Origin of the sequence: Halomonas pelophila (assembly GCF_040196315.1) — a bacterium.
Classification (GTDB): domain Bacteria; phylum Pseudomonadota; class Gammaproteobacteria; order Pseudomonadales; family Halomonadaceae; genus Halomonas; species Halomonas pelophila.
In genome coordinates, this window is the sequence record NZ_JBEGCI010000006.1 from 72992 (window position 1) to 93823 (window position 20832).

Here is a 20832-nt window from a genome sequence, read left to right on the forward strand (position 1 = left end):
TGGCCTCTTGAGCCGGTACGTCGAGTCGCCCTCGAGTCGCCCCCTCGGGCCAGCTTCTCCGAGTCGGCCCTAGCAAGTCAGCCCTTTCCCCGCCGCTTCAGCCAGCGCCCCAGGCGTAGACGCCGGCGGGCAAACCAGCGATACCCCGCATCCATCACCCCGCCGATTCCCGGCAGGGTGCTCAGCCAGACCAGCCGTCGATAGCCCAGCACCGCATAGAGCGCGCGGCTGGCGTCCATGCCCACGTACCAGCGGCCGTCCTCGTCGCGGACGTGCAGCCGGCCCATCATCGCCGCGAAGCTGCTGCCGAGGCGCGCGGCGTCGAAGTCGGCCGCCTGGATATCCACCAGCCTGACCCGCTCGCGGCGCGGATGACGCGCCAGCCAGGCCACCTCCCGCTGGCATAGCGGGCAGTGGCCGTCGTGGAAGAGGGTCACCGGGGCGCGGGCGGATAGCGTGGCGCGTCGGGTCATGGCGTCGTCTCCTCGGCGGCAGGATGGTCGTCGCTGGGGGCATAGCCCGCCCGGTGTTCGCCGGCGGGGGAATAGGCGGGCGCGGCGTCGAGGCGGTCGAGGAAGGCGCCGGCCTGCTCACGCATGGCCGCGCGCTTGTCATCGCTCATGCGTGACAGGCTGCCGTAGATCAGCTTCATGCGCGGGTTGGCACTCAGGGTCTCGGCGTGGCGCTCGAGGAAGTCCCAGTAGAGGCTGTTGAAGGGGCAGGCGTCGGGGCCCGTGACCCGCTTCGGGTCGAAGCGGCAGTGCCGGCAGTGATCCGACATGCGATCGATGTACTTGCCCGAGGCGCAGTAGGGCTTGGAGCCCATCAGCCCGCCGTCGGCGTGCAGCACCATCCCCAGGGTGTTGGGCAGCTCCACCCACTCGCAGGCGTCGGCGTAAACGGCGAGGTACCAGTCACAGAGCGCCTCGGGCGCCACGTCGCAGAGCAGCGCGAAGTTGCCGGTGACCATCAGCCGCTGGATATGGTGGGCATAGGCGTGGTCGCGGGTCATCTCGATGGCGCGACGCAGGCAGCGCATCTCGGTCTCGCCGTCCCAGAAGAAGCTTGGCAGGCCGCGGCGGGCGCCCAGGGCGTTGCCGCGCTTGTAGTCGGGCATGCGTGTCCAGTAGAGCCCGCTCACGTACTCCCGCCAGCCCAGTATCTGGCGGATGAAACCCTCGGCGGCGTTCAGCGGCGCGCGCCCCTCGAGGTACTCACGCTCGACCGCCTCGCACACCTCGCGGGGCGAGAGCAGCCCGAGGTTGAGCGCCGCGGCGAGCCGCGAATGGTAGAGGAACGGCTCGCTATCGCTGATGGCGTCCTGCAGGCGGCCGAACTGGGCCAGCCGGTGGTCGAGGAAGTGCGCCAGCTCATCCAGCGCCTGCTGGCGGGTCACCGGCCAGTGAAAGCCCGCGAGGCGCCCGAAGTGATCATTGAAGCGCTCGGCCACCAGGTCGAGCACCGTCTGGGTGGTGGCATCGTGGCGGTGCTCGGGCGGTGCGGGCGGGTGGATCGCGTCGGGCAGGGGCTCGCGGTTGTCGTGATCGAAGTTCCAGCGGCCGCCGGCGGGCTCGTCGCCCTCCATCAGCAGCCCGGTCCGGCGGCGCAGCAGGCGATAGAAGTGCTCCAGGCGCGGCGCCTTGCGGCCCCGGGCCCAGGCGTCGAAGGCCTCGGGCGTGCTGAAGAAGCGATCGTCCTCGACGAGCCGCCAGGGCAGTTTGGCTTCGGCCCGTTCGCGCATCGCCTGCCATAGCCGCCACTCGCCGGGACGCACGGCGCGGATCTCGTCGCAGCCGTAGTGCGCGGCCAGGCGCTCGGCCTCACTGATCAGCTCCTGGGCGTTGTCGGCGTCCTCCAGGGCGCTGTAATGCACGCGGAGGCCGCGCTCGCGGAGTTCCGCGGCGAAGTGGCGCATGGCCGAGAAGATCAGCGCGATCTTCTGGGGGTGGTGGGGCACGTAGCTCGCCTCGACGCCGACCTCGCACAGGGCGATGATCGCCTCGTCCGGCAGCTCCCTGAGGCTCGCGAGGTCGTGGCTCAGCTGGTCGCCGAGGACCAGGATCAGCGGTGTGGGCATGAGTTGACCAGAAGTTATACAAATGGTCGCTATAGTATAACTCGATTCCGCGATAGCGCCCGTCGGTGGTAGGCTTTAGCCTGCATCGCACTCAGCGACACCCCGTTCACCCGTGTGACCACAAGGAAGACCCCCATGGCCGCCCCCGAGACGCCGCTCGCCGCCTCCGACCACGACCAGCCTCGGGCGGACCGCCCGCCCCATGCGCCCGCCGATCATCCCGCCGTGCCGCGGGGCAAGGTGGGCGTGGTGCTGGCCAACCTGGGCACGCCGGATGCCACCGACTACTGGTCGATGCGCCGCTACCTGAGCGAGTTCCTCTCCGACAAGCGGGTGGTCGACTACCCGGACTGGAAGTGGCAGCCGCTGCTGCAGCTGATCATCCTCTCGCGCCGGCCCTTCAAGTCCGGTGAGGCCTATCGCGGCATCTGGAACACCGAAAAGAACGAGAGCCCGCTGCTGACCATCACCCGGGAGCAGACCCGCAAGGTGGCCGAAGGGCTGACCGAGCGCCACGGCGACCGGGTGGTGGTGGACTTCTGCATGCGCTACGGCAATCCCTCCACCGACAGCGTGCTGCGCCGCCTGCAGGCCGAGGGCTGCGAGCGGATCCTGTTCTTCCCGCTCTACCCCCAGTACGCCGCGCCGACCACGGCCACCGCCAACGATCAGGCCTTCCGCACACTGATGAAGCTCAAGTGGCAGCCGTCGCTGCGTACCGTGCCGGCCTACTTCGAGCATCCCGCCTACCTCGACGCCCTGGCGAGCTCGGTGCGCGAGGCCTATGAGGCCGCCGAGACCCCCCCGGAGGTGCTGGTGGCCTCCTACCACGGCGTGCCCAAGCGCTACCTGCTGGAGGGCGACCCCTACCACTGCCAGTGCCAGAAGACCACGCGCCTGCTGCGCGAGCGCCTGGGCTGGGAAGAAGAGGCCATCCAGACGGCCTTCCAGTCGAAGTTCGGTCCCGAGGAGTGGGTGGGGCCGGCCACCGTGGAGCACGTCGCCGAGCTGGCCCGCCAGGGCAGGAAGCACATCGCGGTGGTCTCGCCGGCCTTCTCGGCCGACTGCGTGGAGACCCTCGAGGAGATCGAGGAGGAGATCCGCGACGCCTTCCTCGCCGCCGGCGGCGAGACCTTCACTTACATTCCCTGCCTGAACGACCGCGACGACCACATCGCCGCGCTGCTCTCGGTGATCGACAACGAGCTCGGCGGCTGGGTCTAGGGGCCAGAACCTAAAGGCCGGGCGCCTGCCGCGCAGGCGCCCGGCCTTCGCTCGTGCTCACAGCTCCGGGTGCGGGACGGGCTTCTCGCCGACCTCCTCGCGGTAGAGCTCCACGGGCTTGCCGCGGGTCTTCGGCACGTGCTTGAGGGTGAGATGAAGGCCCGTCTTGGCCAGCAGGTGGGCACTGACCGGCGCGGTGATGAACAGGAACAGGGTGATCAGCATCTCCTGGATGATCGGCTCGCCCTGGATGGTCGAGAAGTAGAGCATCGAGCTGATCAGGATGCAGCCGATCCCCAGGGTGGTCGCCTTGGTCGGCCCGTGCAGGCGCATGTAGAAGTCGCGCAGGTGGGCCATGCCCAGCGAGCCGATGAAGGCGAAGATGCCTCCGGCGATCAGGAAGAAGGCGATGACGCCCTCCAGAATGACGAAGAAGTTCATGGTAGCTCCGACGTTGCTGGCCTATTCGATGATGTCGCCGCGCAGGATGTACTTGCAGACCGCCACCGTGCTGATGAAGCCGAGCATGGCGATCAGCAGGGCGGCCTCGAAATAGATCTTGGTGTTCAGCCACAGACCCATCAGCACGATCAACGCGATGGAGTTCACGTACATGGTGTCCAGCGCCAGGATGCGATCGGGCATGTCGGGCCCGGCCGTCAGGCGATAGACATTCAGCAGGATGGAGATCAGGATCAGGGTGATGCTGATCTTCAGGGCGATGTCTAGCATTCGTAGATCTCCTTCAACGGCCGCTCGTAGCGCTCGCGTATCGTCTCGATCAGCGCGTCCTCGTCCTCCATGTCGAGGGTATGGATCAGCAGCGACTTGCCGTCCATGCGCATGTTGGCCGAGACCGTGCCCGGGGTGAGGCTGATGGTGTTGGCCAGCAGCGTGATGGTGAAGCGCTCCTCCAGCATCAGCGGATACTCGACGAAGGCCGGGCGCATGCGCTGGCGCGGATTGATGATCAGCCAGGCCACCTGGATGTTGGCGATCAGGATGTCGCCGAGCACGCGCGCCACGAAGCGCAGCAGCAGCCAGGGGCGTGCCACGTGGGGCTGGGCGTCCCAGAAGCGATAGGTGGCCAGCGGGATGATCAGGGCGAGGACTCCGCCCAGCAGGATCTGTCCCGGCGCGATGCTGCGGGTCATCAGCAGCCAGACGACCAGCAGCAGGATCGACAGCAGGGGCAGGGGGAGCCAGCGACGAGGCGTGATCATGGGGACTCTCCGGCATCAGACAGGACGGCACGCACCAGCACATCCGGGTCGGCCAGCTGGTCGGCGGTGGCGCGGGTATAGTCGCTGACCGGGCCCGCCAGGGCGACCAGCAGCGGCGAGGCGGCGAGCAGCCCGCCGACGCCGAGCCAGCGCGAGCGCGAGAGCGCCTCGCCGCTGGGTTCGCCGTCGTGGCTGCGCCAGAACAGCGTCGAGCCGGCGCGCGAGAGGGCGACCAGCGTGGCCAGGCCCGTACCGAGCAGGATCGGCCACAGCCACGGCTGCTGCCAGGGCGCGGCGGCATCCATCAGCAGCGCCTTGCCGATGGCGCCCGACAGCGGCGGCAGGCCGGCCACGGCGATCGCCCCGACGAAGAACAGCCCGGCCAGCAGGCGACCGTCGCGCAGCGGACGCCCCTTGACCAGCCGCGTGCCCGCCTTGCCCCGCTGCAGGCCGATCATCTCGGCCAGCAGGAAGAGCGCGCCGGTGATCAGGGTGCTGTGCACCAGGTAGAAGAGCAGGGCGGAGACGGCTTCCGGCGAGCCCATGCCGATGCCGGCCAGCAGGGTGCCCACCGAGACGACCACCAGATAGGCCACCATCAGGCGCAGGTCGCGGGCGGCCAGCACGCCGATGCCGGCCACCACCATCGTCGCCAGCGACAGCCACCACACCCAGGGGCGCTCGAGGGCCTCCAGGACCCCGGCCTGTTCGCCGAAGATCAGCGTGTAGACCCGCAGGATGGCGTAGATACCGACCTTGGTCATGATTGCGAAGAGCGCGGCGACCGGCGCCGGGGCGGCGGCATAGGCCCGCGGCAGCCAGAAGTAGAGCGGCAGGATGGCGGCCTTGAGACCGAACACCACCAGCAGCATCAGGCCGCCCGCGGTGACCAGGCCCGCGCGTTCGGCCGGCAGCTCCGTGAGGCGCACGGCCATGTCGGCCATGTTGAGGGTGCCGGTGGCGCCGTAGAGCACGCCCACGCTGATCAGGAACAGCGACGAGCCGACCAGGTTGAGCACCACGTAGTGCACCGCCGACTGGATCCGTGACTTGCCGCCGCCGTGGATCAGCAGCGCGTAGGAGGCCAGCAGCAGCACCTCGAAGAACACGAAGAGGTTGAACAGGTCGCCGGTCAGGAAGGCGCCGTTGATGCCCATCAGCTGCAGCTGGAAGAGGCCGTGGAAGTTGCTGCCGCGCTCGTCGTCGCCGGCGCAGGCGAAGATCACGCAGCCCAGCGCCAGCAGCGAGGTGACCATGATCATCAGGGCCGAGAGGCGGTCGAGCACCAGCACGATGCCGAAGGGCGGCTGCCAGCCGCCCAGCGCGTAGTAGGTGACCTCGCCGCCGGCCGCCCGGGCCAGCATGAGCATCGCCACCACCACCAGCAGGGCGGTGGCGGCGACGCCCACCGTGCGGTGGGTGCGCATGGCGCCGTGTCGGCTGCGCAGCAGGATCAGTCCCACCACCAGCGGCAGGACGACGGGAAGAACGATCAGGTGCTGCATCACCGGTGAGGCTCCTCTCGCTTGCGACCGTCGACGTGGTCATTGCCCAGCTCGCTGCGGGCACGCATGGCGAGGATGACCACGAAGGCGGTCATGGCGAAGCCGATCACGATGGCGGTCAGCACCAGCGCCTGGGGCAGGGGGTCGGCGAAGTGGGACTGGCCATCGATGATCGCCGCGCCGCCGGTCGTCAGTCCCCCCATGGAGAAAAGGAAGAGGTTGACCGCATAGGAGAGCAGGGTCAGCCCGACGACGACCGGGAAGGTCCGGCCACGCAGCGTCAGGTAGAGCCCGCAGGCGGTCAGCACGCCGGTGGTGATGGCGTAGAGGCTTTCCATCAGTGTTTCTCCTTGCTGGAACGGGACAGGTTCTCGTCGGTGGCCGGGGCCCCCTTGGCCGGGCTATGGGGCGTGGTGACCTTGCCCAGGTTGGCCAGGATCATCAGGGTGGCGCCGACCACCGCCAGGTAGACCCCCAGATCGAAGAGCATGGCGGTGGCCAGCTCGAAGTCGCCGATCAGCGGCAGGTGGAAGTGCCCGAAGGCCGAGGTCAGGAACGGCTCGCCGAACAGCCAGCTGCCGAGTCCCGTCAGGGTCGCGATGCCGACGCCGGCGATGGCCACCGGCTGGTACTCGAACTGCAGCCGCTCCTGGGCCCACTCCACGCCGCGAGCCATGTAGAGCAGGATCATCGCTACGGCGGTGACCAGGCCGGCGATGAAGCCGCCGCCGGGCATGTTGTGGCCGCGCAGGAAGATGAATGCCGAGACCAGCAGCGCCAGCGGCAGCAGGGCCAGGGAGATCGAGGTGAGGATCGCCGGGTAGCGGTCCGGCGACCACAGGCGGCCCTCGGTGTCGCTGTGGGGCATGAACAGGCGCAGGCGCCGCAGCAGCTTGAAGATGGCGAGCCCCGCCAGGGCCAGCACGGTGATCTCGCCCAGGGTATCGAAGCCACGGAAGTCGACGAGGATGACGTTGACCACGTTGTGGCCCCCGCCGCCCGACACGCTGTTCTCCAGGAAGAAGCTCGAGAGGCTGATGGTGTCGCGGGTCAGCACCGCATAGTTGAGGCTGGCCACCGCCATGCCCAGGGCGCCGGCCAGCACGATGTCGCGCGCGTTGCGGGTCGCCGAGGTCTCCCGGGAGGTGTGCTGCGGCAGGAAGTAGAGCGCCAGCATCAGCAGGATCATGGTCACCACCTCCACCGACAGCTGGGTCAGCGCCAGGTCGGGCGCCGAGAAGCGCGCGAAGGTCAGCGCCACCACCAGCCCCACCACCGAGAGCATCAGCAGCGAGATCAGGCGATAGCGGTGGGTGGCGGCGGTGGCGAGGCCGCCGAAGATCAGCAGGCCGGCGCCGACCAGCAGCACGCCGTCGACGGGCTGGTTGCCCTGGCTGCCGGTGAGCAGCGGCATGCCGGACAGGCCCAGCCCCGCCACCACCAGCGAGGCCAGCAGCAGCAGGCCCACGTAGCGCTGCTGGGAGCCGTTGTCGATGCGGCGCAGCGTCGTCTCGGCCCGGGCGGTGAGTCGCTGCACGGCGCCCTCGAACACCAGGCGCGCGTCCACCGGGCGAAACCCCTTGAGGAAGCGCTGCAGGTCGCGATGGCGAGCGTACAATGCCACGCCGGCGACCAGCGCCACCCCGCTCATGGCGAGCGGCAGGTTGACCCCGTGCCAGATCGCCAGGTGAAAGCTCATCGCCTCGCCGAGCACCGGCGCCAGCGCCAGGCCCAGCAGGCCCTCGGCCAGCACCGGGGCGAGGCCCACCAGAACGCAGATCACCACCAGCAGCACCACCGGGGCGCGCATCAGCCAGGGCGGCTCGTGGGGCGACTTCGGCGGCGCCTCACGGGCCGGCTTGAAGAACACCGCATGCACCAGGCGCAGAGAGTAGGCCACCGAGAGGATGCCGCCCAGGGTGGCGAGCACCGGCAGCAGCCAGCTCAGTCCGCCGAGTACCGGGCTCTCCAGGGTCTCGGTGAAGAACATCTCCTTGGAGAGGAAACCGTTGAACAGCGGCACCCCGGCCATGGCGGCGCCGGCCAGGGTGGTCAGCAGCGCGGTGACCGGCATGGCGCGCCGGAGCCCGCCGAGCCGCTTGAGCTCACGGGTGCCGGTCTCGTGGTCGATGATCCCCGCGCACATGAACAGCGCGGCCTTGAAGGTGGCGTGGTTGAGGATGTGGAAGAGGGCGGCGAGCACCGCCATGGGGCTGCCGATTCCCAGCAGCACGGTGATCAGGCCGAGATGGCTCACCGTGGAGAAGGCCAGGATGCCCTTGAGGTCGGTCTTCATCAGCGCGAACCAGGCGCCGTAGAGCAGCGTCGCCATGCCGATGAGCGAGACGACCACCGTCCACAGCTCGCTGCCGGCGATGGCCGGGTGCAGGCGCGCCATCAGGAAGATGCCCGCCTTGACCATGGTCGCCGAGTGCAGGTAGGCCGAGACCGGGGTGGGGGCGGCCATGGCGTGGGGCAGCCAGAACTGGAAGGGGAACTGCGCCGACTTGGTGAAGGCGCCGAGCAGCACCAGCCCCAGCATCCAGGGGTAGCGCGGGTCGGCGAGGATCGCGCTGCCGCTGTCGAGCACCACCTGCATGTCGTAGCTGCCGACCATGTCGCCCAGCAGCAGCAGGCCGGCGAGCAGTGCCAGGCCGCCGGCGCCGGTCACGGTCAGCGCCATGCGCGCCCCCTTGCGGGCATCGCTTCGGTGCGACCAGAAACCGATCAGCAGGAAGGAGGAGAGGCTGGTCAGCTCCCAGAAAAGCCACAGCAGCAGCAGGTTATCGGCCATCACGATGCCGACCATGGAGGCCATGAACAGGATCAGGTAGGCGTAGAAGCGACCAAAGGGCTCCTCCGGCGACAGGTAGTAGTGCGCATAGAGCAGGATCAGCAGGCCGATGCCCATGATCAGCAGGTTGAACAGCACCGACAGGCCGTCCAGCCGGAAGGCCAGCTCGAGGCCGAGGGTGGGGACCCAGTCGACGGCGAAGCGCAGCGTCTCGCCGGCCGCCAGGGTCGGCAGCTGGCCAAGGGTCATCAGCAGCGCCAGCGCGGGCAGCAGCGCGGTGGCCAGGGAGCAGAAGCGTCGCCCGCGTTGCGCGGTGAACGCGGGCACCAGAACCCCCAGCAGGGGCAGCAGGGCTATCCACAGCAGTGTCATCGATCGGTCATCCTGCGCGGGTTCGGAAACGGGGAGGGCGTCTGAATCACGCGCCCGGGGAACAGGATGAGGCAAGCGACACACGATCGCACTCCCCGTCCCTGGGTCAAGGCCCCCCATGGTTTGGCTCCTTGCCACTTTAACGCAAAGCGAATTCCCCCGCTGCCTCCTTGCCTTTCAACACTTTGTCTCTCTAGAGTAGGTGGACCTCATCGAGGGGGCGCGCCGCTGTCGCGCGTTCCATCGTCACAGGGAGGGTGGCCGATGCAACTTGCCTTGCTGGGAGGTTTCGCGATGGCGGGCCTGGCCCCGCTGCTGCACCAGTGGTTCGGGGCCCGAACGTCGCAGGTCATGGCCCTGCTGCCCGCCGCGATCGCCGTCTGGCTGATCGCCCAGTGGCCGGCGATCGCCGCCGGCGAGGTCCTTCTGCTGGAGTGGGCCTGGGTCCCGGGGCTCGACATCACCCTGACCTTCCTGATCGACGGCCTCGCCTGGCTGTTCGCCCTGCTGATCACCGGGATCGGCGCCCTGGTGCTGGTCTACTCGGGGGAGTATCTGCGCGGCCATCGCGACCTGCCGCGCTTTCTGGTGGTGATCACCGCCTTCATGATGTCGATGCTCGGCCTGGTGCTCGCCGACAACCTGGTCACGCTCTTCGTCTTCTGGGAGCTCACCAGCGTCACCTCCTACCTGCTGATCGGCTTCAATCACACCGATCCCGCGGCCCGCAAGGCGGCCCTGCAGGGGCTCTTCGTCACCGTGGGCGGCGGGCTGGCACTGCTGGCCGGCTTCGTCATGCTCGCCGGAGCCGGCGACAGCTGGTCGCTTGCCGAACTCGTGCAGCGCGGCGAGACGCTGCGTGGCCATGCGCTCTACACGCCGCTGCTGCTCTGCGTGCTGGTGGGCGCCTTCACCAAGTCGGCACAGTTTCCCTTCCATTTCTGGCTGCCCAACGCCATGGCCGCCCCCACCCCGGTCTCGGCCTATCTGCACTCGGCGACCATGGTCAAGGCGGGCATCTACCTGCTGGCGCGCCTGCATCCGGCGCTGGGCGGCACCGACCTGTGGGTATCCACCCTGTCGCTGGTCGGCGCGGTGACCATGGCCACCGGTGCCTTCCTGGCGATCCAGCACACCAACGTCAAGACGCTGCTGGCCTATTCCACGGTGATGGCGCTGGGCACCCTGACCATGCTCCTGGGCCACGGTACCCCCGAGGCGCTGACCGCCTTCGTGGTCTTCCTGCTGGCTCACTCCCTCTACAAGGGGGCGCTGTTCATGGTGGCGGGCATCCTCGACCACGGGACCGGCACCAAGGACGTCACCTTCATGGGCGGGCTGCGTCGTACGATGCCGCGCACCGCCGCCGTGGCCTGCGTCGCGGCCCTGTCGCTGGCCGGTCTGCCACCGCTGCTGGGCTTCGTCGGCAAGGAGGCGATGCTCGCCTCGGTGCTTTCCACCGAGGCCTGGCGGCCGCTGGTTCTGCTGCTTGCCTTCACGGCCGCCTTCCTGACCCTGGCCGTCGCCATCATCATCGCCATGCGTCCCTTCTTCGGCGCCCCGCGCGAGACCCCGAAGACGCCCCACGAGGCACCGTCGGCGATGCTCGCGGGGCCCGCGCTGCTGGCCGCGCTGTCGCTCGTCTTCGGCCTGGCGCCGGGCCTGCTCGACCCGCTGGTGGCCGCCACTCTGGCCGGCATCGGCGCGCCCGCGGCCGGCGTGCACCTGTCGCTGTGGCACGGGTTCAACCTGCCGCTGGCGCTGTCGCTTTTGAGCCTGGCGCTGGGCCTTCTGACCTACCGCTACTGGGATCGCCTGCGGGCGCGGCTGGCGTGCCTCGCGCCGCTCATGGCGCGCGGCCCCGAGGCCGGCTATGAGGCGCTGATGGCCGGCATGGTGGCCGTGGCCGGCTGGCAGACACGGCTGCTGCAGAACGGGCACATCCGTAACTACCTGGCCATGACCCTGCTGGTGCTGGTCGGCCTGGTCGGCCATGCGCTGTTCTTCCGCCACACCTTCGCGCTCGATGTCGCCCTGGATGTCTACCTGCACGAGGCCGTGGTCGCGGGCTTGATGGTCGCCGGGGCCGTGGCGGCCTGCGTAATGCGCTCGCGCCTGGCGGCGGTGGCGGCGCTGGGCACCATGGGCTTCTCCATCGCGCTGACCTTCGTGCTGTTCAGCGCCCCGGACCTGGCGATCACCCAGCTGCTGGTGGAGACCCTGACGGTCATCCTGCTGGTGCTGGTGCTGTTTCGCCTGCCGCACTTCGCGACCCTCTCCACGCCGCTGGAGCGGCTGCGCGACCTCGTCGTCGCCGTCCTCACCGGCGGGCTGATCACCCTGCTGATGCTCTCGGTGCTCTCCGGGGAGCGCCTGCCGCGCATCTCGGACTACATGGTCGCCAACAGCCAGCCGCTGGGTCACGGCCACAACATCGTCAACGTCATCCTGGTCGACTTCCGGGCGCTGGATACCCTGGGCGAGATGTTCGTGCTGGCGCTGGCGGCCACCGGGGTCTATGCCATGCTGCGCTTCCATGCCCGGGACCACGCTGCCGCTCCTCCCGCGCCGCCGAGGGAGAGCGACGATGGCTAGATCGGGCACGCTGATTCTCAGCGCCGCGGCGCGGCTGCTGCTGCCGCTGCAGCTGCTCTTCTCGCTGTTCCTGCTGCTGCGCGGCCACGACGAGCCGGGTGGGGGCTTCATCGCCGGCCTGGTGGCGGCGGCGGCCTTCGCGCTCTACCTCTTCGCCTTCGGGCGTCGCCCCCTGAACCGGATGCTCGCGGTGTCGCCCCGCGACCTGGTCGCCATGGGGCTGCTGCTCGGGGTGGGCTCGACGCTGCCGGCCTGGTGGGTCGGTGAGCCCTTCTTCACGGCCCAGTGGTGGACCATCCCGATCATCGACTTCAAGGCCTCGACAGTGCTGATCTTCGATATCGGGGTCTACCTGGTGGTGGTGGGCTCGGTGCTCACGGCCATCACCGCCCTGGTCAAGACCGACCAGCACGATGACGATCACTGAGGAGGCGCCATGGAACCCCTGATAGCCGTCGCGATCGGCACGCTCTTCGCCGCCGCCGTCTACATGATGCTGCGTCGCTCCATCGTCAAGCTGGTGATCGGGCTGATGCTGCTCTCCAACGCCGCCAACCTGCTGATCTTCGCCACGGCGGGCATGGTGCGCGGCGCCCCGCCGCTGGTGCCCGAGGACCTCTCGGCGCCGGCGGGCCCGGTGGCCGACCCGCTGCCCCAGGCGCTGGTGCTCACGGCCATCGTCATCGCCTTCGGGGTGCTGTCGTTCGCCGTGGTGCTGGTGCGCCGCGCCTGGGAGATCGTGGGCGCCGATGATCTGGACAAGATGAGGGAAACCGACACGTGATGCCTCAGATCGCGCTGCCTATCCTCATCCCGCTGCTGGCGGGCGCCGTGTCGCTGCTGTTCTGGCGCTCCCGGAGCATGCAGCGCTTCATCGCCGTGGCAGGTACCGCCGGCCTGCTGCTGACCAGCCTGTGGCTGCTGGCCACGGTCCAGCGCGACGGCATCCTGGTGATGCACATGGGCGGCTGGTCGGCGCCCTTCGGCATCAGCCTGGTGGCCGACCTGCTGGGCGCGATCATGGTGGTGCTCACCGGCATCATCGGCTTCGCCGTGGCGCTCTTCTCGCTGGCCACGGTAGGACGCGGCCACGAGGCCTACGGCTACTTCCCGCTGATGCACCTGCTGCTGGCCGGGGTCGCCGGGGCCTTTCTCACCGGCGATATCTTCAACCTCTACGTCTGGTTCGAGGTGATGCTGGTGGCCTCCTTCGCGCTGCTGATCCTGGGCAGCGAGAAGGCACAGATGGAGGGGGCGATCAAGTACGTCACCCTCAACCTGGTCTCCTCGGTGACCTTCCTGGTCGCCGTGGGGCTGCTCTACGGCATGGTCGGCACGCTCAACATGGCCGACATCGCCCGGCGCCTGGCGACGCTTCAGGACGATGGCATGGTCGATGTCCTGGCGATGATGTTCATGGTGGCCTTCGGCATCAAGGCGGCGGCCTTCCCGCTGTTCTTCTGGCTGCCGGCCTCCTACCACACCCCGCCGGTGGCGGTCTCGGCGCTGTTCGCCGGCCTGCTGACCAAGGTCGGAGTCTATGCGCTCTACCGGGTGTTCACGCTGATCTTCCACCACAGTCCCGGCTACACCCACGAGATCCTGCTGTGGGGGGCCGGCTTCACCATGCTCTCCGGCGTACTCGGGGCGGCGGCGCAGTTCGAGTTTCGCCGCATCCTGTCGTTTCACATCGTCAGCCAGATCGGCTACATGATCCTCGGGCTGGCGCTGTTCACCCCCCTGGCGATCATCGGCGGGGTCTTCTACATCATTCACCACATCATCGTGAAGACGAACCTCTTCCTGGTCAGCGGCATCGTCCATCGGCTGCGCGGCACCTATCAGCTCGCCTCGCTGGGCGGCTTCTATCGCAGCCACCCCTGGCTTGCCGTGCTGTTTTTGATCCCGGCGCTGTCGCTGGCCGGCATGCCGCCGCTGTCGGGCTTCTTCGCCAAGTTCATCGTGATCCGCGCCGGCATAGAGGCCGAGGCCTATGGGGTGACCTTCATCGCGCTGCTGGTGGGGCTGCTCACCCTCTACTCGATGATCAAGATCTGGGCCGAGGTGTTCTGGAAGGCAGCGCCGGAGGAGGAGCGCGAGCCCGTGCCGGCGGTCGAGCCGCGGGCGATGTGGCTGATGTCGGCATCGGTGGCGGGCCTGGCGCTCTGCACCCTGTTCATCGGCCTCAATGCCGGGCCGATCTATGCCCTGGCCGAGGCCTCGGCCGATCAGCTGCTGGCGCCAGAGCGCTATATCGAGGCCGTGCTCGGCACGGCGGGGGAGGGCGCGCCATGATCGGAGCCGCCTGGAACCTGATGCTCGGCTTCGCCTGGATCGTGCTCACCGGCGACTTCAGCGGCCGTAACCTGCTCGCCGGGCTGCTCTTCGGCTACCTGGTGCTGGCGCTGATCCAGCCCCAGGTGCCGGCGCTGGCCGGACATGCCCAGCGCCTGCCGCGGCTGATCCGCTTCGTCGGTTTCTTCCTCAAGGAGCTGGTGATGGCCAACCTCAAGGTCGCCTTCGATATCATCACCCCGACCTGGTACATGAAGCCGGGGGTGATCGCCATGCCGCTGCGCGCCACCACCGAATTCGAGATCGCCCTGGTCGCCAACCTGATCTCGCTGACGCCGGGCACCCTCAGCCTCGACGTCTCCGACGACCGTCGCGTGCTCTACATCCACGCCATGTTCCTGGATGACGAGCCGGCGCTCAGGCGCAGCCTGGCCGAGCTCGAGCGCCGGGCGCTGGCCCTGTTCCACTAGGGCCGGTTCTTTTCCACTCGACATAGGAGGTGATCCGGTGTCCCCCGTGATCCTTGTGAGCCTGGCGGTGATGGTTCTGGCGCTGTGCCTGGCCTTCGTGCGCCTGTTTCGCGGCCCCACCCTGCCGGACCGGGTGGTGGCCCTGGAGCTCTTCTCGTCGATCCTCGTCGGCATCATCGGGGTGATCGCCATCGCCACCGACGTGCCGAGCCTGTTGGACGTGGCCATCGTCATGGCGCTGATGGCCTTCATGGCCGCCATCGGCTTCGCCCGCTTCCTGGAGCGTGGAGGACCCCGCGATGATTGAGACCCTCGAGGGCGGCCTGATCCTGGCCGGCGCCTTCTTCATGTTCCTGGCGGCGCTGGGGGTGGTGCGCCTGCCCGACCTGCTCACCCGCATGCACGCCACCACCAAGGCCGCGACCCTGGGCACCGCCCTGATCATGCTGGCGGTGGCGCTGCACTTCGCCGAGGTGGCGGTGGTGGCGCGCGCCTTCGGGGTGATCCTCTTCATCATGATGACCGCCCCGGTGGCGGCCCATGTGATCGGACGGGCGGGCTATATCGTCGGCGCCCGGCTCTGGGCGGGCACCGTCAAGGACGAACTGAAGCCCCACTTCGACCCCCTGACCCGCGACTTGAAGAGCGGCGCACCGGCCGAAGAGCGCGAGCGCCGCCTCCCCGACGAGCCGGACGCCTCCTGACATACGCGCTCGTCCGATGCGCAACGACGACTGTTGGGGCCGCCTTCGGGCGGCCCCTTCTTGTTGGATCCTGAGCGTTGGATCCTGAGCCCTGGGCGTCGGGCGCGTTGAATGCCTCGACGCCTCCATGGTGGCCGCCGGGAGTGTTTATTTGTACAAATACTGTACTATTAAAACACTCTGTCCACCTTTGAGGCTGCCGCCATGCACCGCAAGCCGCATCTCCCGCACAAGGTCTGCGCCCACTGCGCGCGTTCCTTCGCCTGGCGACGCAAGTGGGCACGCGCCTGGGAGGAGGTTCGCCATTGCAGCGAACGCTGTCGCCGCGAGGCCCGACGCCAGGAGCGAGCGCTATGAGCCGGACCCTGATATGGCTGCGCAATGACCTGCGCCTGGCCGATAACCCGCTGTTCGCCTTCGCCACCCCCCCGGAGGCGCTGCTCTGCGTCTTCGCGCTGGATGAGGCCTGGCTCGAGCCGCTGCCCGGGCTCGGGGCGCCGCGCATCGGGCCGGCCCGCCTGCGCTTCTTGTGGGAGAGCCTGATCGAGCTGCGCGGCGAGCTGCTCAAGCGCGGCAGCGATCTGCTGGTGCGCATCGGGGATCCCGTCGAGGCGGTGGCGGCGCTGGTCGACGAGCACGCCATCGACGAGGTGCGGGTGCGCGCCGATCCCGGCTGGGAGGAGCAGCAGGCCGTGGCGCGTCTGGGCGAGAAGGTGACGCTGAGCCGCTTCGACACCGGCACGCTGCTCGACGAGGCCTCCCTGCCCACGGCGCTCGCCGAGCTGCCGGGGAGCTTCTCGGCATTTCGCCGTCGGGTCGAGCGCGCCGGGGCGATCCCCGATGCCGTCCCGGCGCCGGTGACCCTGCCCGGCTGGCCGGAGGGCGCGCCGCGCGGCTTTCCACCGCTTGGTCAGGTGTGCGCCCTGGCGGCCGCCTGGGCGCCGGACGCCCGCGGCGAGTTCGCCTTCGCCGGCGGCGAGGCGGCGGGCCTGGCGCGCCTCGATCACTACCTGTGGCAGAGCGGCGCCATCGCCCGCTACAAGCAGACCCGCAATGGCCTGGTCGGTGCCGACTTCTCCACCCGGCTCTCCCCCTGTCTGGCCCACGGCTGCCTGTCGGCGCGCCAGGTGCGCGATGCGGTGCGCGCCTGGGAAGCCCGGCACGGCGCCAATGAGTCGAGCTATTGGGTCGTCTTCGAGCTCTTGTGGCGCGAGTACTTTCACTGGGCGGCGCGGCAGGAGGGCGCGGCGCTCTACGGCGACCGTCGCCTGCCGGCGCCGGACCACGGCTTTCACGCCTGGTGCGAGGGGCGCACCGGCGTGCCCTTCGTGGATGCGGCGATGCGCGAGCTGGCCGCCACCGGCTGGCTCTCCAACCGCGCGCGGCAGAACGTGGCGAGCTTCCTGGTCCACGAGCTCGCGGGAGACTGGCGCCTGGGGGCGGCCTGGTTCGAGGCCTGCCTGGTCGATTACGATGTGGCCAGCAACTGGGGCAACTGGCGCTACGTGGCCGGGGTGGGGCGCGACACCCGCGATCGCTGGTTCAACGTGCTCAAGCAGGCCCGCGACTACGACCCCGCGGGAGACTACGTCGCCCACTGGCAGCCCGAGCTCGCCGAGCTGCCGCCCGGCCCGGCCCGGCATCAGCCCTGGCGAGTGGCGCCCACGCGCTTCGCCTCGCCCGTGGCGGAGGCGCCGGGCTGGCGCGACTGGCTGCTGCCCCAGGGCGAGCGAGACGACTCGCCCGCGGGCGGTCACGATCCCCGGCACCGCTGACACCGCCTCTCTCACCTCTCACCGGACAAGGAACCGCCATGAACCGCATCGCCATGCCCCCCTTGCCTCGGCTGCTGGGCCTGGCCGGCCTGCTTCCCTTCGTGGCGACCACGGCAGCGGCCTGGCTCGCGCCGATCGCCTGGCAGGTCGTCGCCATCCGCGCCTTCCTCGCCTACGCCGCGGTGATCCTCTCCTTCCTGGGCGGGGTGCAGTGGGGCGTGGCGATGTGCCGGGAGCGCCCCGGCGAGGCGCCGTTCCGCGCGCGCATGCTGCTCGCCATGGTGCCGAGCCTGCTGGCCTGGCCGGCGCTGCTGCTGCATCCGCTCACCGGCGCCTGGGTGCTGGTTGCGGGCTTTCTGCTGGTGCGCTTCCACGAGCGCTCCCGGGACGGCCGGGCGCAGCTGCCCGACTGGTATCAATCCCTGCGCACGCTGCTGACCCTGGTGGTGCTGGCCTGTCATGGCCTCGTGATCTGGCGGCTCGTCGGCGCCTGATCAGGCTTTCCTGGCGCGCGGTTCTGGGCGATGATCGCTCGGTTGATGGACATGCCCTGCAGGAGCGACGATGAAACGGATGCTGACCCCCACTCTGCTGCTGGCCTTGCTGGCCGGCTGTCAGGCGGCCCCGCCCAGCGAGGCCCGAGCACAGTCGCCTGGCGCGGCGACCACGGTGGCCGTCGCCGAGACCGCCCAGCCGGCCGCCGCGGAAAACTTCCAGGGCTGGCTATCCCGCTTCCGGCGCGAGGCGCGGGCCGAGGGCATCTCCGAGGCGACCCTGTCGCGGGCGCTGGATGGCCTGCGCTATCGCCCGCGGGTGATCGAGCTCGACCGTTCCCAGCCCGAGTTCGTGCGGCCGATCTGGCAGTACCTGGACAGTGCCGTCTCGGCGACCCGGGTCACCACCGGACGAGAGCGCCTGGCCGAGCACCGTGACACGGCCCGTGAGATGGAGCGTCGCTACGGGGTGCCGGCCGAGGTGATCGTCGCCATCTGGGGCATCGAGAGCAACTACGGCGGCAACTTCGGCGACTTCTCGACCCTGGAGGCCCTGGCCACCCTGGCCTTCGACGGCCGCCGGAGCGACTTTGCCCGGACCGAGCTGCTCGCGGCGCTGCGCATCCTCGAGGCGGGGGATATCTCGCCCGAGCGCATGATCGGCTCCTGGGCCGGCGCCATGGGGCACACCCAGTTCATTCCCTCGAGCTTCGTGGCCTATGCCGTGGATGGCGATGGCGACGGGCGCCGCGATATCTGGGGCAGCATTCCCGACGTGATGGCCTCCACCGCCCACTATCTCGACCGCGCCGGCTGGCAGGCGGGCGAGCCCTGGGGCGTCGAGGTTCGCCTCCCCGACGGGTTCGACTACGCCCGCACGGAGCTTGCCCATCGGCTGTCCAGCGGCGAGTGGGCCGAGCAGGGCGTACGCACCCTGAGCGGCGAGCCGCTGCCCGATTTCAGCGCCGCCTCGGTGATCGTGCCCGCCGGCGCCAAGGGCCCGGCCTTCCTGGTGGGGCGCAACTTCCGGGCGATCCTGCGCTACAACAACGCCACCAGCTACGCCCTGGCGGTGGGTGCCCTCTCCGACGAGATCGCCGGCCGCGAGGGCGTGGTGCAGGCGTGGCCCCGGGAGCAGCAGCCGCTGAGCCGCGGCCAGGTGCGTGAGATGCAGCGCCTGCTCAACGAGCGCGGCTTCGGGGTGGGCGCTCCGGATGGCATCATGGGCCCCAACACCCGTCGCGGCTTGCGCGCCTTTCAGGGCGCCATCGGCGTCACGCCGGACGGCTTCGCGACCCTCACCCTGCTCGAGCGCCTGCGGCGCTGAGCCTCGTTTCGGAGGTGATCATGATTGCGACCCGTTACCGCCCGCTGCTGCTGGCTGCCCTGCTCTCGAGCGCGGCGCCGGCGGCCCTCGCGGGTGACGACCACGGCAGCGTGTTTGGCTGGGTCGAGAAGGCGACCCTGGAGCCCTGGGGCGTCGAGGTGAAGGCCAAGCTCGACAGCGGCGCCCTGACCTCATCGCTGGACGCCCGCGATATCGAGATGTTCGAGAAGGAGGGCGACGACTGGGTGCGCTTTCGCCTGAAACTCGAGGACGAGGCCAGCGGCGAGACCTTCACCGAGCGCATGGAGCTGCCGCTATACCGCGACCTTCGGGTGCGCGGCGCCGGCGGCGTCGATGAGCGGCCGGTGGTACTGATGAACGTCTGCCTGGGAGATACCGTCTACGAGGAGCAGTTCGGGCTTCGCGACCGCGAGGAGATGAACTACCCGCTGCTGCTCGGGCGCCGCTCCATCGGCCATCTCGGTCTGCTCGACGTGAGCGAGACCTTCCTGATCGAGCCCGACTGCAGCGACGACGCCCCCTTCGTCGCTCACGATCCCGACGAGGCGGAGTAGCGCCGCCGTTGCCCCTACCCGCGGCCGAGCCCCTGACGGGCTCGGCCGCGATTCTGCTAGGAACTTGGATTCAGGGGAGATTCAGAGCACGCCGACTCAGAAGAGCCGGGCCAGCAGGGCGGTGACGGCGGTCTCCACCCTCAGGATGCGCGGCCCCAGGTGAATCCCCTGGCAGCCGGCCTCGAGCAGTCGCTCCACCTCCCAGGGGATGAAGCCGCCCTCCGGCCCCACCAGCAGCACCGCCGGCTCGTCTAGCCCGCGGGGACAGTCGTCAGGCATGCCCGGATGGGCCACCAGGCCGCGCCGACTCTTGAGCAGCCCCGGCAGCCGGTCCTCGACGAAGGGGCGAAAGCCCTTGGCCAGGGTCACCTCGGGCAGCCGGGTGTCGCGGGCCTGCTCCAGGCCCAGCACCAGGTGGCGATGGATCTTCTCGTCCTCGAGCTCCGGTGACTGCCAGTAGCTCTTCTCCACGCGGCGGGTATTGAGCAGGGTGATCTGCTTCACCCCCAGGGCCGTGACGTGCTCCAGGCTGCGAGCCAGCATCCGCGGGCGCGGCAGGGCGAGCACCAGGTGCACCGGCAGCGCCGGCGGCGGCGGCTGATCCAGCGCGGAGACGTCGAAGCACGCCTCGTCGTCGTCCAGGCTCAGCAGCTCGCCGCGCCCCAGCGCCCCCCCCGCGATGCCCAGCGTCAGGGTGTCCCCGGGGCGAGCGCGATGGACCTCGCGCAGGTGCGCCAGTCGGCGCGGGTCACGAACCCGGGCCAGGCGGTGGTTCTCGACGTCCTCGGGGGAAAGCAGGATCAGGTTCATGGCGCCTCGCCGCGTTAAAGACTGAATAGGGGCTATGCCTTGCATGGATGGTGTCGCGGTGCACAATAGCGCTACGGGGGCAGCCGCCCTTCACAGAACAAGGAGCAGCGCCGTGCGCGTGATTCGCAAGTATGCCAACCGCAGGCTCTATGATACCGAACAGAGCCGCTACGTGACCCTCGAGGATCTGCGCGGCCTGATCATCGACGAAGTGCCCTTCCGGGTCGAGGATGCCAAGAGCGGCGAGGACCTGACCCGCACCATCCTGCTGTCGATCATCATCGAGCAGGAGCAGGCCGACGGCGACGCCCAGGTGTTCTCCAACGACCTGCTGGCGCAGTTCATCCGGGTCTACGACATGGCCCAGCCGCTGCCGCTGTCACGCTATCTCGAGCAGGGCACCAAGCTGATGCTCGAGCAGCAGCACCGCATGCAGGATCAGTGGCAGCAGGCCATGCGCCACTCGCCCATGGAGCTGATGCGCGAGATGGCCGAGGAGAACATGAAGTTCTGGCAGAAGACCATCAACCAGGGCGGCACCTCGAGCGACGACGATGCGGGCAAGGGCAAGCCGTAAGCGAGGCGCCGGGCG

Annotated in this window: 23 protein-coding genes; 14 read left to right on the top strand and 9 right to left on the bottom strand. The window is 69.2% G+C overall.

The window, feature by feature from the left end:
- Positions 1-77: 77 nt before the first annotated feature.
- Positions 78-473: a thiol-disulfide oxidoreductase DCC family protein gene (locus ABE957_RS08300; protein ID WP_349758196.1), complete on the bottom strand. Its 396-nt coding sequence runs from the start codon at positions 471-473 to the stop codon at positions 78-80.
- Positions 470-2077: a cryptochrome/photolyase family protein gene (locus ABE957_RS08305; protein ID WP_349758197.1), complete on the bottom strand. Its 1608-nt coding sequence runs from the start codon at positions 2075-2077 to the stop codon at positions 470-472. The genes ABE957_RS08300 and ABE957_RS08305 overlap by 4 nt, the downstream gene beginning before the upstream one ends.
- A 135-nt stretch (positions 2078-2212) precedes the next feature.
- On the opposite strand from ABE957_RS08305, the gene hemH reads away from it, so the two are divergent.
- Positions 2213-3301 carry a ferrochelatase gene (gene hemH / locus ABE957_RS08310; RefSeq protein ID WP_349758198.1) on the top strand — a complete coding sequence of 363 codons (1089 nt, stop codon included), beginning with the start codon at positions 2213-2215 and terminating at the stop codon, positions 3299-3301.
- Positions 3302-3358: 57 nt separating this feature from the next.
- Here the strand turns inward: hemH and ABE957_RS08315 are convergent, their stop codons facing one another.
- From ABE957_RS08315 to ABE957_RS08340, 6 genes are read right to left on the bottom strand one after another with little or no spacing between them, the layout of a single operon-like run.
- The gene (locus ABE957_RS08315) at positions 3359-3742 is read right to left on the bottom strand and encodes a Na+/H+ antiporter subunit G (RefSeq protein ID WP_349758199.1); all 384 of its coding nucleotides are present in this window, start codon (positions 3740-3742) and stop codon (positions 3359-3361) included.
- Between the two features lie 21 nt (positions 3743-3763).
- Complete coding sequence (locus ABE957_RS08320) at positions 3764-4033, bottom strand: K+/H+ antiporter subunit F (protein WP_349758200.1); 270 nt, start codon at positions 4031-4033, stop codon at positions 3764-3766.
- A complete protein-coding gene (locus tag ABE957_RS08325; protein WP_349758201.1) occupies positions 4027-4524 on the bottom strand; it encodes a Na+/H+ antiporter subunit E in 498 nt (165 codons plus the stop codon). Before ABE957_RS08325 ends, ABE957_RS08320 begins: the two co-directional genes overlap by 7 nt.
- Positions 4521-6032: a monovalent cation/H+ antiporter subunit D gene (locus ABE957_RS08330; protein WP_349758202.1), complete on the bottom strand. Its 1512-nt coding sequence runs from the start codon at positions 6030-6032 to the stop codon at positions 4521-4523. Before ABE957_RS08330 ends, ABE957_RS08325 begins: the two co-directional genes overlap by 4 nt.
- Complete coding sequence (locus ABE957_RS08335; RefSeq protein WP_089847482.1) at positions 6029-6367, bottom strand: Na+/H+ antiporter subunit C; 339 nt, start codon at positions 6365-6367, stop codon at positions 6029-6031. Before ABE957_RS08335 ends, ABE957_RS08330 begins: the two co-directional genes overlap by 4 nt.
- Positions 6367-9195, bottom strand: coding sequence for a monovalent cation/H+ antiporter subunit A (locus tag ABE957_RS08340; protein ID WP_349758203.1), 2829 nt, complete (start codon positions 9193-9195; stop codon positions 6367-6369). Before ABE957_RS08340 ends, ABE957_RS08335 begins: the two co-directional genes overlap by 1 nt.
- A 264-nt stretch (positions 9196-9459) precedes the next feature.
- Between ABE957_RS08340 and ABE957_RS08345 the strand changes: the two genes are divergently transcribed.
- The 12 genes from ABE957_RS08345 to rloA3 all read left to right on the top strand — a co-directional run bounded on the left by ABE957_RS08345 (position 9460) and on the right by rloA3 (position 19430).
- Positions 9460-11790: a putative monovalent cation/H+ antiporter subunit A gene (locus tag ABE957_RS08345; protein WP_349758204.1), complete on the top strand. Its 2331-nt coding sequence runs from the start codon at positions 9460-9462 to the stop codon at positions 11788-11790.
- Entirely contained in the window at positions 11783-12217 is a 435-nt protein-coding gene (locus tag ABE957_RS08350) for a Na+/H+ antiporter subunit B (protein ID WP_349758205.1), read from the top strand. Before ABE957_RS08345 ends, ABE957_RS08350 begins: the two co-directional genes overlap by 8 nt.
- Before the next feature lie 9 nt (positions 12218-12226).
- Entirely contained in the window at positions 12227-12574 is a 348-nt protein-coding gene (locus ABE957_RS08355; protein ID WP_349758206.1) for a Na+/H+ antiporter subunit C, read from the top strand.
- Positions 12571-14085 carry a Na+/H+ antiporter subunit D gene (locus ABE957_RS08360; RefSeq protein WP_349758207.1) on the top strand — a complete coding sequence of 505 codons (1515 nt, stop codon included), beginning with the start codon at positions 12571-12573 and terminating at the stop codon, positions 14083-14085. Before ABE957_RS08355 ends, ABE957_RS08360 begins: the two co-directional genes overlap by 4 nt.
- Positions 14082-14555 (top strand): Na+/H+ antiporter subunit E, encoded by a 474-nt coding sequence (locus tag ABE957_RS08365; RefSeq protein ID WP_349758208.1) that lies wholly within the window; start codon positions 14082-14084, stop codon positions 14553-14555. Before ABE957_RS08360 ends, ABE957_RS08365 begins: the two co-directional genes overlap by 4 nt.
- A 37-nt stretch (positions 14556-14592) precedes the next feature.
- Positions 14593-14862 (top strand): monovalent cation/H+ antiporter complex subunit F, encoded by a 270-nt coding sequence (locus ABE957_RS08370; RefSeq protein WP_089847496.1) that lies wholly within the window; start codon positions 14593-14595, stop codon positions 14860-14862.
- Complete coding sequence (gene mnhG / locus ABE957_RS08375; protein WP_349758209.1) at positions 14855-15259, top strand: monovalent cation/H(+) antiporter subunit G; 405 nt, start codon at positions 14855-14857, stop codon at positions 15257-15259. Before ABE957_RS08370 ends, mnhG begins: the two co-directional genes overlap by 8 nt.
- Before the next feature lie 204 nt (positions 15260-15463).
- Positions 15464-15616: a DUF2256 domain-containing protein gene (locus tag ABE957_RS08380; protein ID WP_349758210.1), complete on the top strand. Its 153-nt coding sequence runs from the start codon at positions 15464-15466 to the stop codon at positions 15614-15616.
- Positions 15613-17034, top strand: a complete 1422-nt coding sequence (locus ABE957_RS08385; protein ID WP_349758211.1) for a DASH family cryptochrome — start codon at positions 15613-15615, stop codon at positions 17032-17034. The genes ABE957_RS08380 and ABE957_RS08385 overlap by 4 nt, the downstream gene beginning before the upstream one ends.
- Before the next feature lie 38 nt (positions 17035-17072).
- On the top strand, positions 17073-17528 hold the full coding sequence (locus ABE957_RS08390; protein WP_349758212.1) for a DUF3429 domain-containing protein: 456 nt from the start codon (positions 17073-17075) through the stop codon (positions 17526-17528).
- 70 nt (positions 17529-17598) lie between these two features.
- A complete protein-coding gene (locus ABE957_RS08395; RefSeq protein ID WP_349758213.1) occupies positions 17599-18855 on the top strand; it encodes a lytic murein transglycosylase in 1257 nt (418 codons plus the stop codon).
- Positions 18856-18875: 20 nt separating this feature from the next.
- On the top strand, positions 18876-19430 hold the full coding sequence (gene rloA3, locus ABE957_RS08400; protein WP_349758214.1) for a retropepsin-like aspartic peptidase RloA3: 555 nt from the start codon (positions 18876-18878) through the stop codon (positions 19428-19430).
- Between the two features lie 96 nt (positions 19431-19526).
- Here the strand turns inward: rloA3 and ABE957_RS08405 are convergent, their stop codons facing one another.
- On the bottom strand, positions 19527-20240 hold the full coding sequence (locus ABE957_RS08405; RefSeq protein WP_349758215.1) for a 16S rRNA (uracil(1498)-N(3))-methyltransferase: 714 nt from the start codon (positions 20238-20240) through the stop codon (positions 19527-19529).
- A 112-nt stretch (positions 20241-20352) separates the two neighbouring features.
- Between ABE957_RS08405 and phaR the strand changes: the two genes are divergently transcribed.
- Positions 20353-20817, top strand: a complete 465-nt coding sequence (gene phaR / locus ABE957_RS08410) for a polyhydroxyalkanoate synthesis repressor PhaR (RefSeq protein WP_349758216.1) — start codon at positions 20353-20355, stop codon at positions 20815-20817.
- The last annotated feature ends 15 nt before the right edge of the window (positions 20818-20832 follow it).

What these genes read in the sequence shown, in the direction of transcription:
- ABE957_RS08300 (WP_349758196.1), bottom strand. Translation starts at nt 473, where the DNA reads ATGACCCGACGCGCCACGCTATCCGCCCGCGCCCCGGTGACCCTCTTC.
- ABE957_RS08305 (WP_349758197.1), bottom strand. Translation starts at nt 2,077, where the DNA reads ATGCCCACACCGCTGATCCTGGTCCTCGGCGACCAGCTGAGCCACGAC.
- hemH (WP_349758198.1), top strand. Translation starts at nt 2,213, where the DNA reads ATGGCCGCCCCCGAGACGCCGCTCGCCGCCTCCGACCACGACCAGCCT.
- ABE957_RS08315 (WP_349758199.1), bottom strand. Translation starts at nt 3,742, where the DNA reads ATGAACTTCTTCGTCATTCTGGAGGGCGTCATCGCCTTCTTCCTGATC.
- ABE957_RS08320 (WP_349758200.1), bottom strand. Translation starts at nt 4,033, where the DNA reads ATGCTAGACATCGCCCTGAAGATCAGCATCACCCTGATCCTGATCTCC.
- ABE957_RS08325 (WP_349758201.1), bottom strand. Translation starts at nt 4,524, where the DNA reads ATGATCACGCCTCGTCGCTGGCTCCCCCTGCCCCTGCTGTCGATCCTG.
- ABE957_RS08335 (WP_089847482.1), bottom strand. Translation starts at nt 6,367, where the DNA reads ATGGAAAGCCTCTACGCCATCACCACCGGCGTGCTGACCGCCTGCGGG.
- ABE957_RS08340 (WP_349758203.1), bottom strand. Translation starts at nt 9,195, where the DNA reads ATGACACTGCTGTGGATAGCCCTGCTGCCCCTGCTGGGGGTTCTGGTG.
- ABE957_RS08345 (WP_349758204.1), top strand. Translation starts at nt 9,460, where the DNA reads ATGCAACTTGCCTTGCTGGGAGGTTTCGCGATGGCGGGCCTGGCCCCG.
- ABE957_RS08350 (WP_349758205.1), top strand. Translation starts at nt 11,783, where the DNA reads ATGGCTAGATCGGGCACGCTGATTCTCAGCGCCGCGGCGCGGCTGCTG.
- ABE957_RS08355 (WP_349758206.1), top strand. Translation starts at nt 12,227, where the DNA reads ATGGAACCCCTGATAGCCGTCGCGATCGGCACGCTCTTCGCCGCCGCC.
- ABE957_RS08365 (WP_349758208.1), top strand. Translation starts at nt 14,082, where the DNA reads ATGATCGGAGCCGCCTGGAACCTGATGCTCGGCTTCGCCTGGATCGTG.
- mnhG (WP_349758209.1), top strand. Translation starts at nt 14,855, where the DNA reads ATGATTGAGACCCTCGAGGGCGGCCTGATCCTGGCCGGCGCCTTCTTC.
- ABE957_RS08380 (WP_349758210.1), top strand. Translation starts at nt 15,464, where the DNA reads ATGCACCGCAAGCCGCATCTCCCGCACAAGGTCTGCGCCCACTGCGCG.
- ABE957_RS08385 (WP_349758211.1), top strand. Translation starts at nt 15,613, where the DNA reads ATGAGCCGGACCCTGATATGGCTGCGCAATGACCTGCGCCTGGCCGAT.
- ABE957_RS08390 (WP_349758212.1), top strand. Translation starts at nt 17,073, where the DNA reads ATGAACCGCATCGCCATGCCCCCCTTGCCTCGGCTGCTGGGCCTGGCC.
- ABE957_RS08395 (WP_349758213.1), top strand. Translation starts at nt 17,599, where the DNA reads ATGAAACGGATGCTGACCCCCACTCTGCTGCTGGCCTTGCTGGCCGGC.
- rloA3 (WP_349758214.1), top strand. Translation starts at nt 18,876, where the DNA reads ATGATTGCGACCCGTTACCGCCCGCTGCTGCTGGCTGCCCTGCTCTCG.
- ABE957_RS08405 (WP_349758215.1), bottom strand. Translation starts at nt 20,240, where the DNA reads ATGAACCTGATCCTGCTTTCCCCCGAGGACGTCGAGAACCACCGCCTG.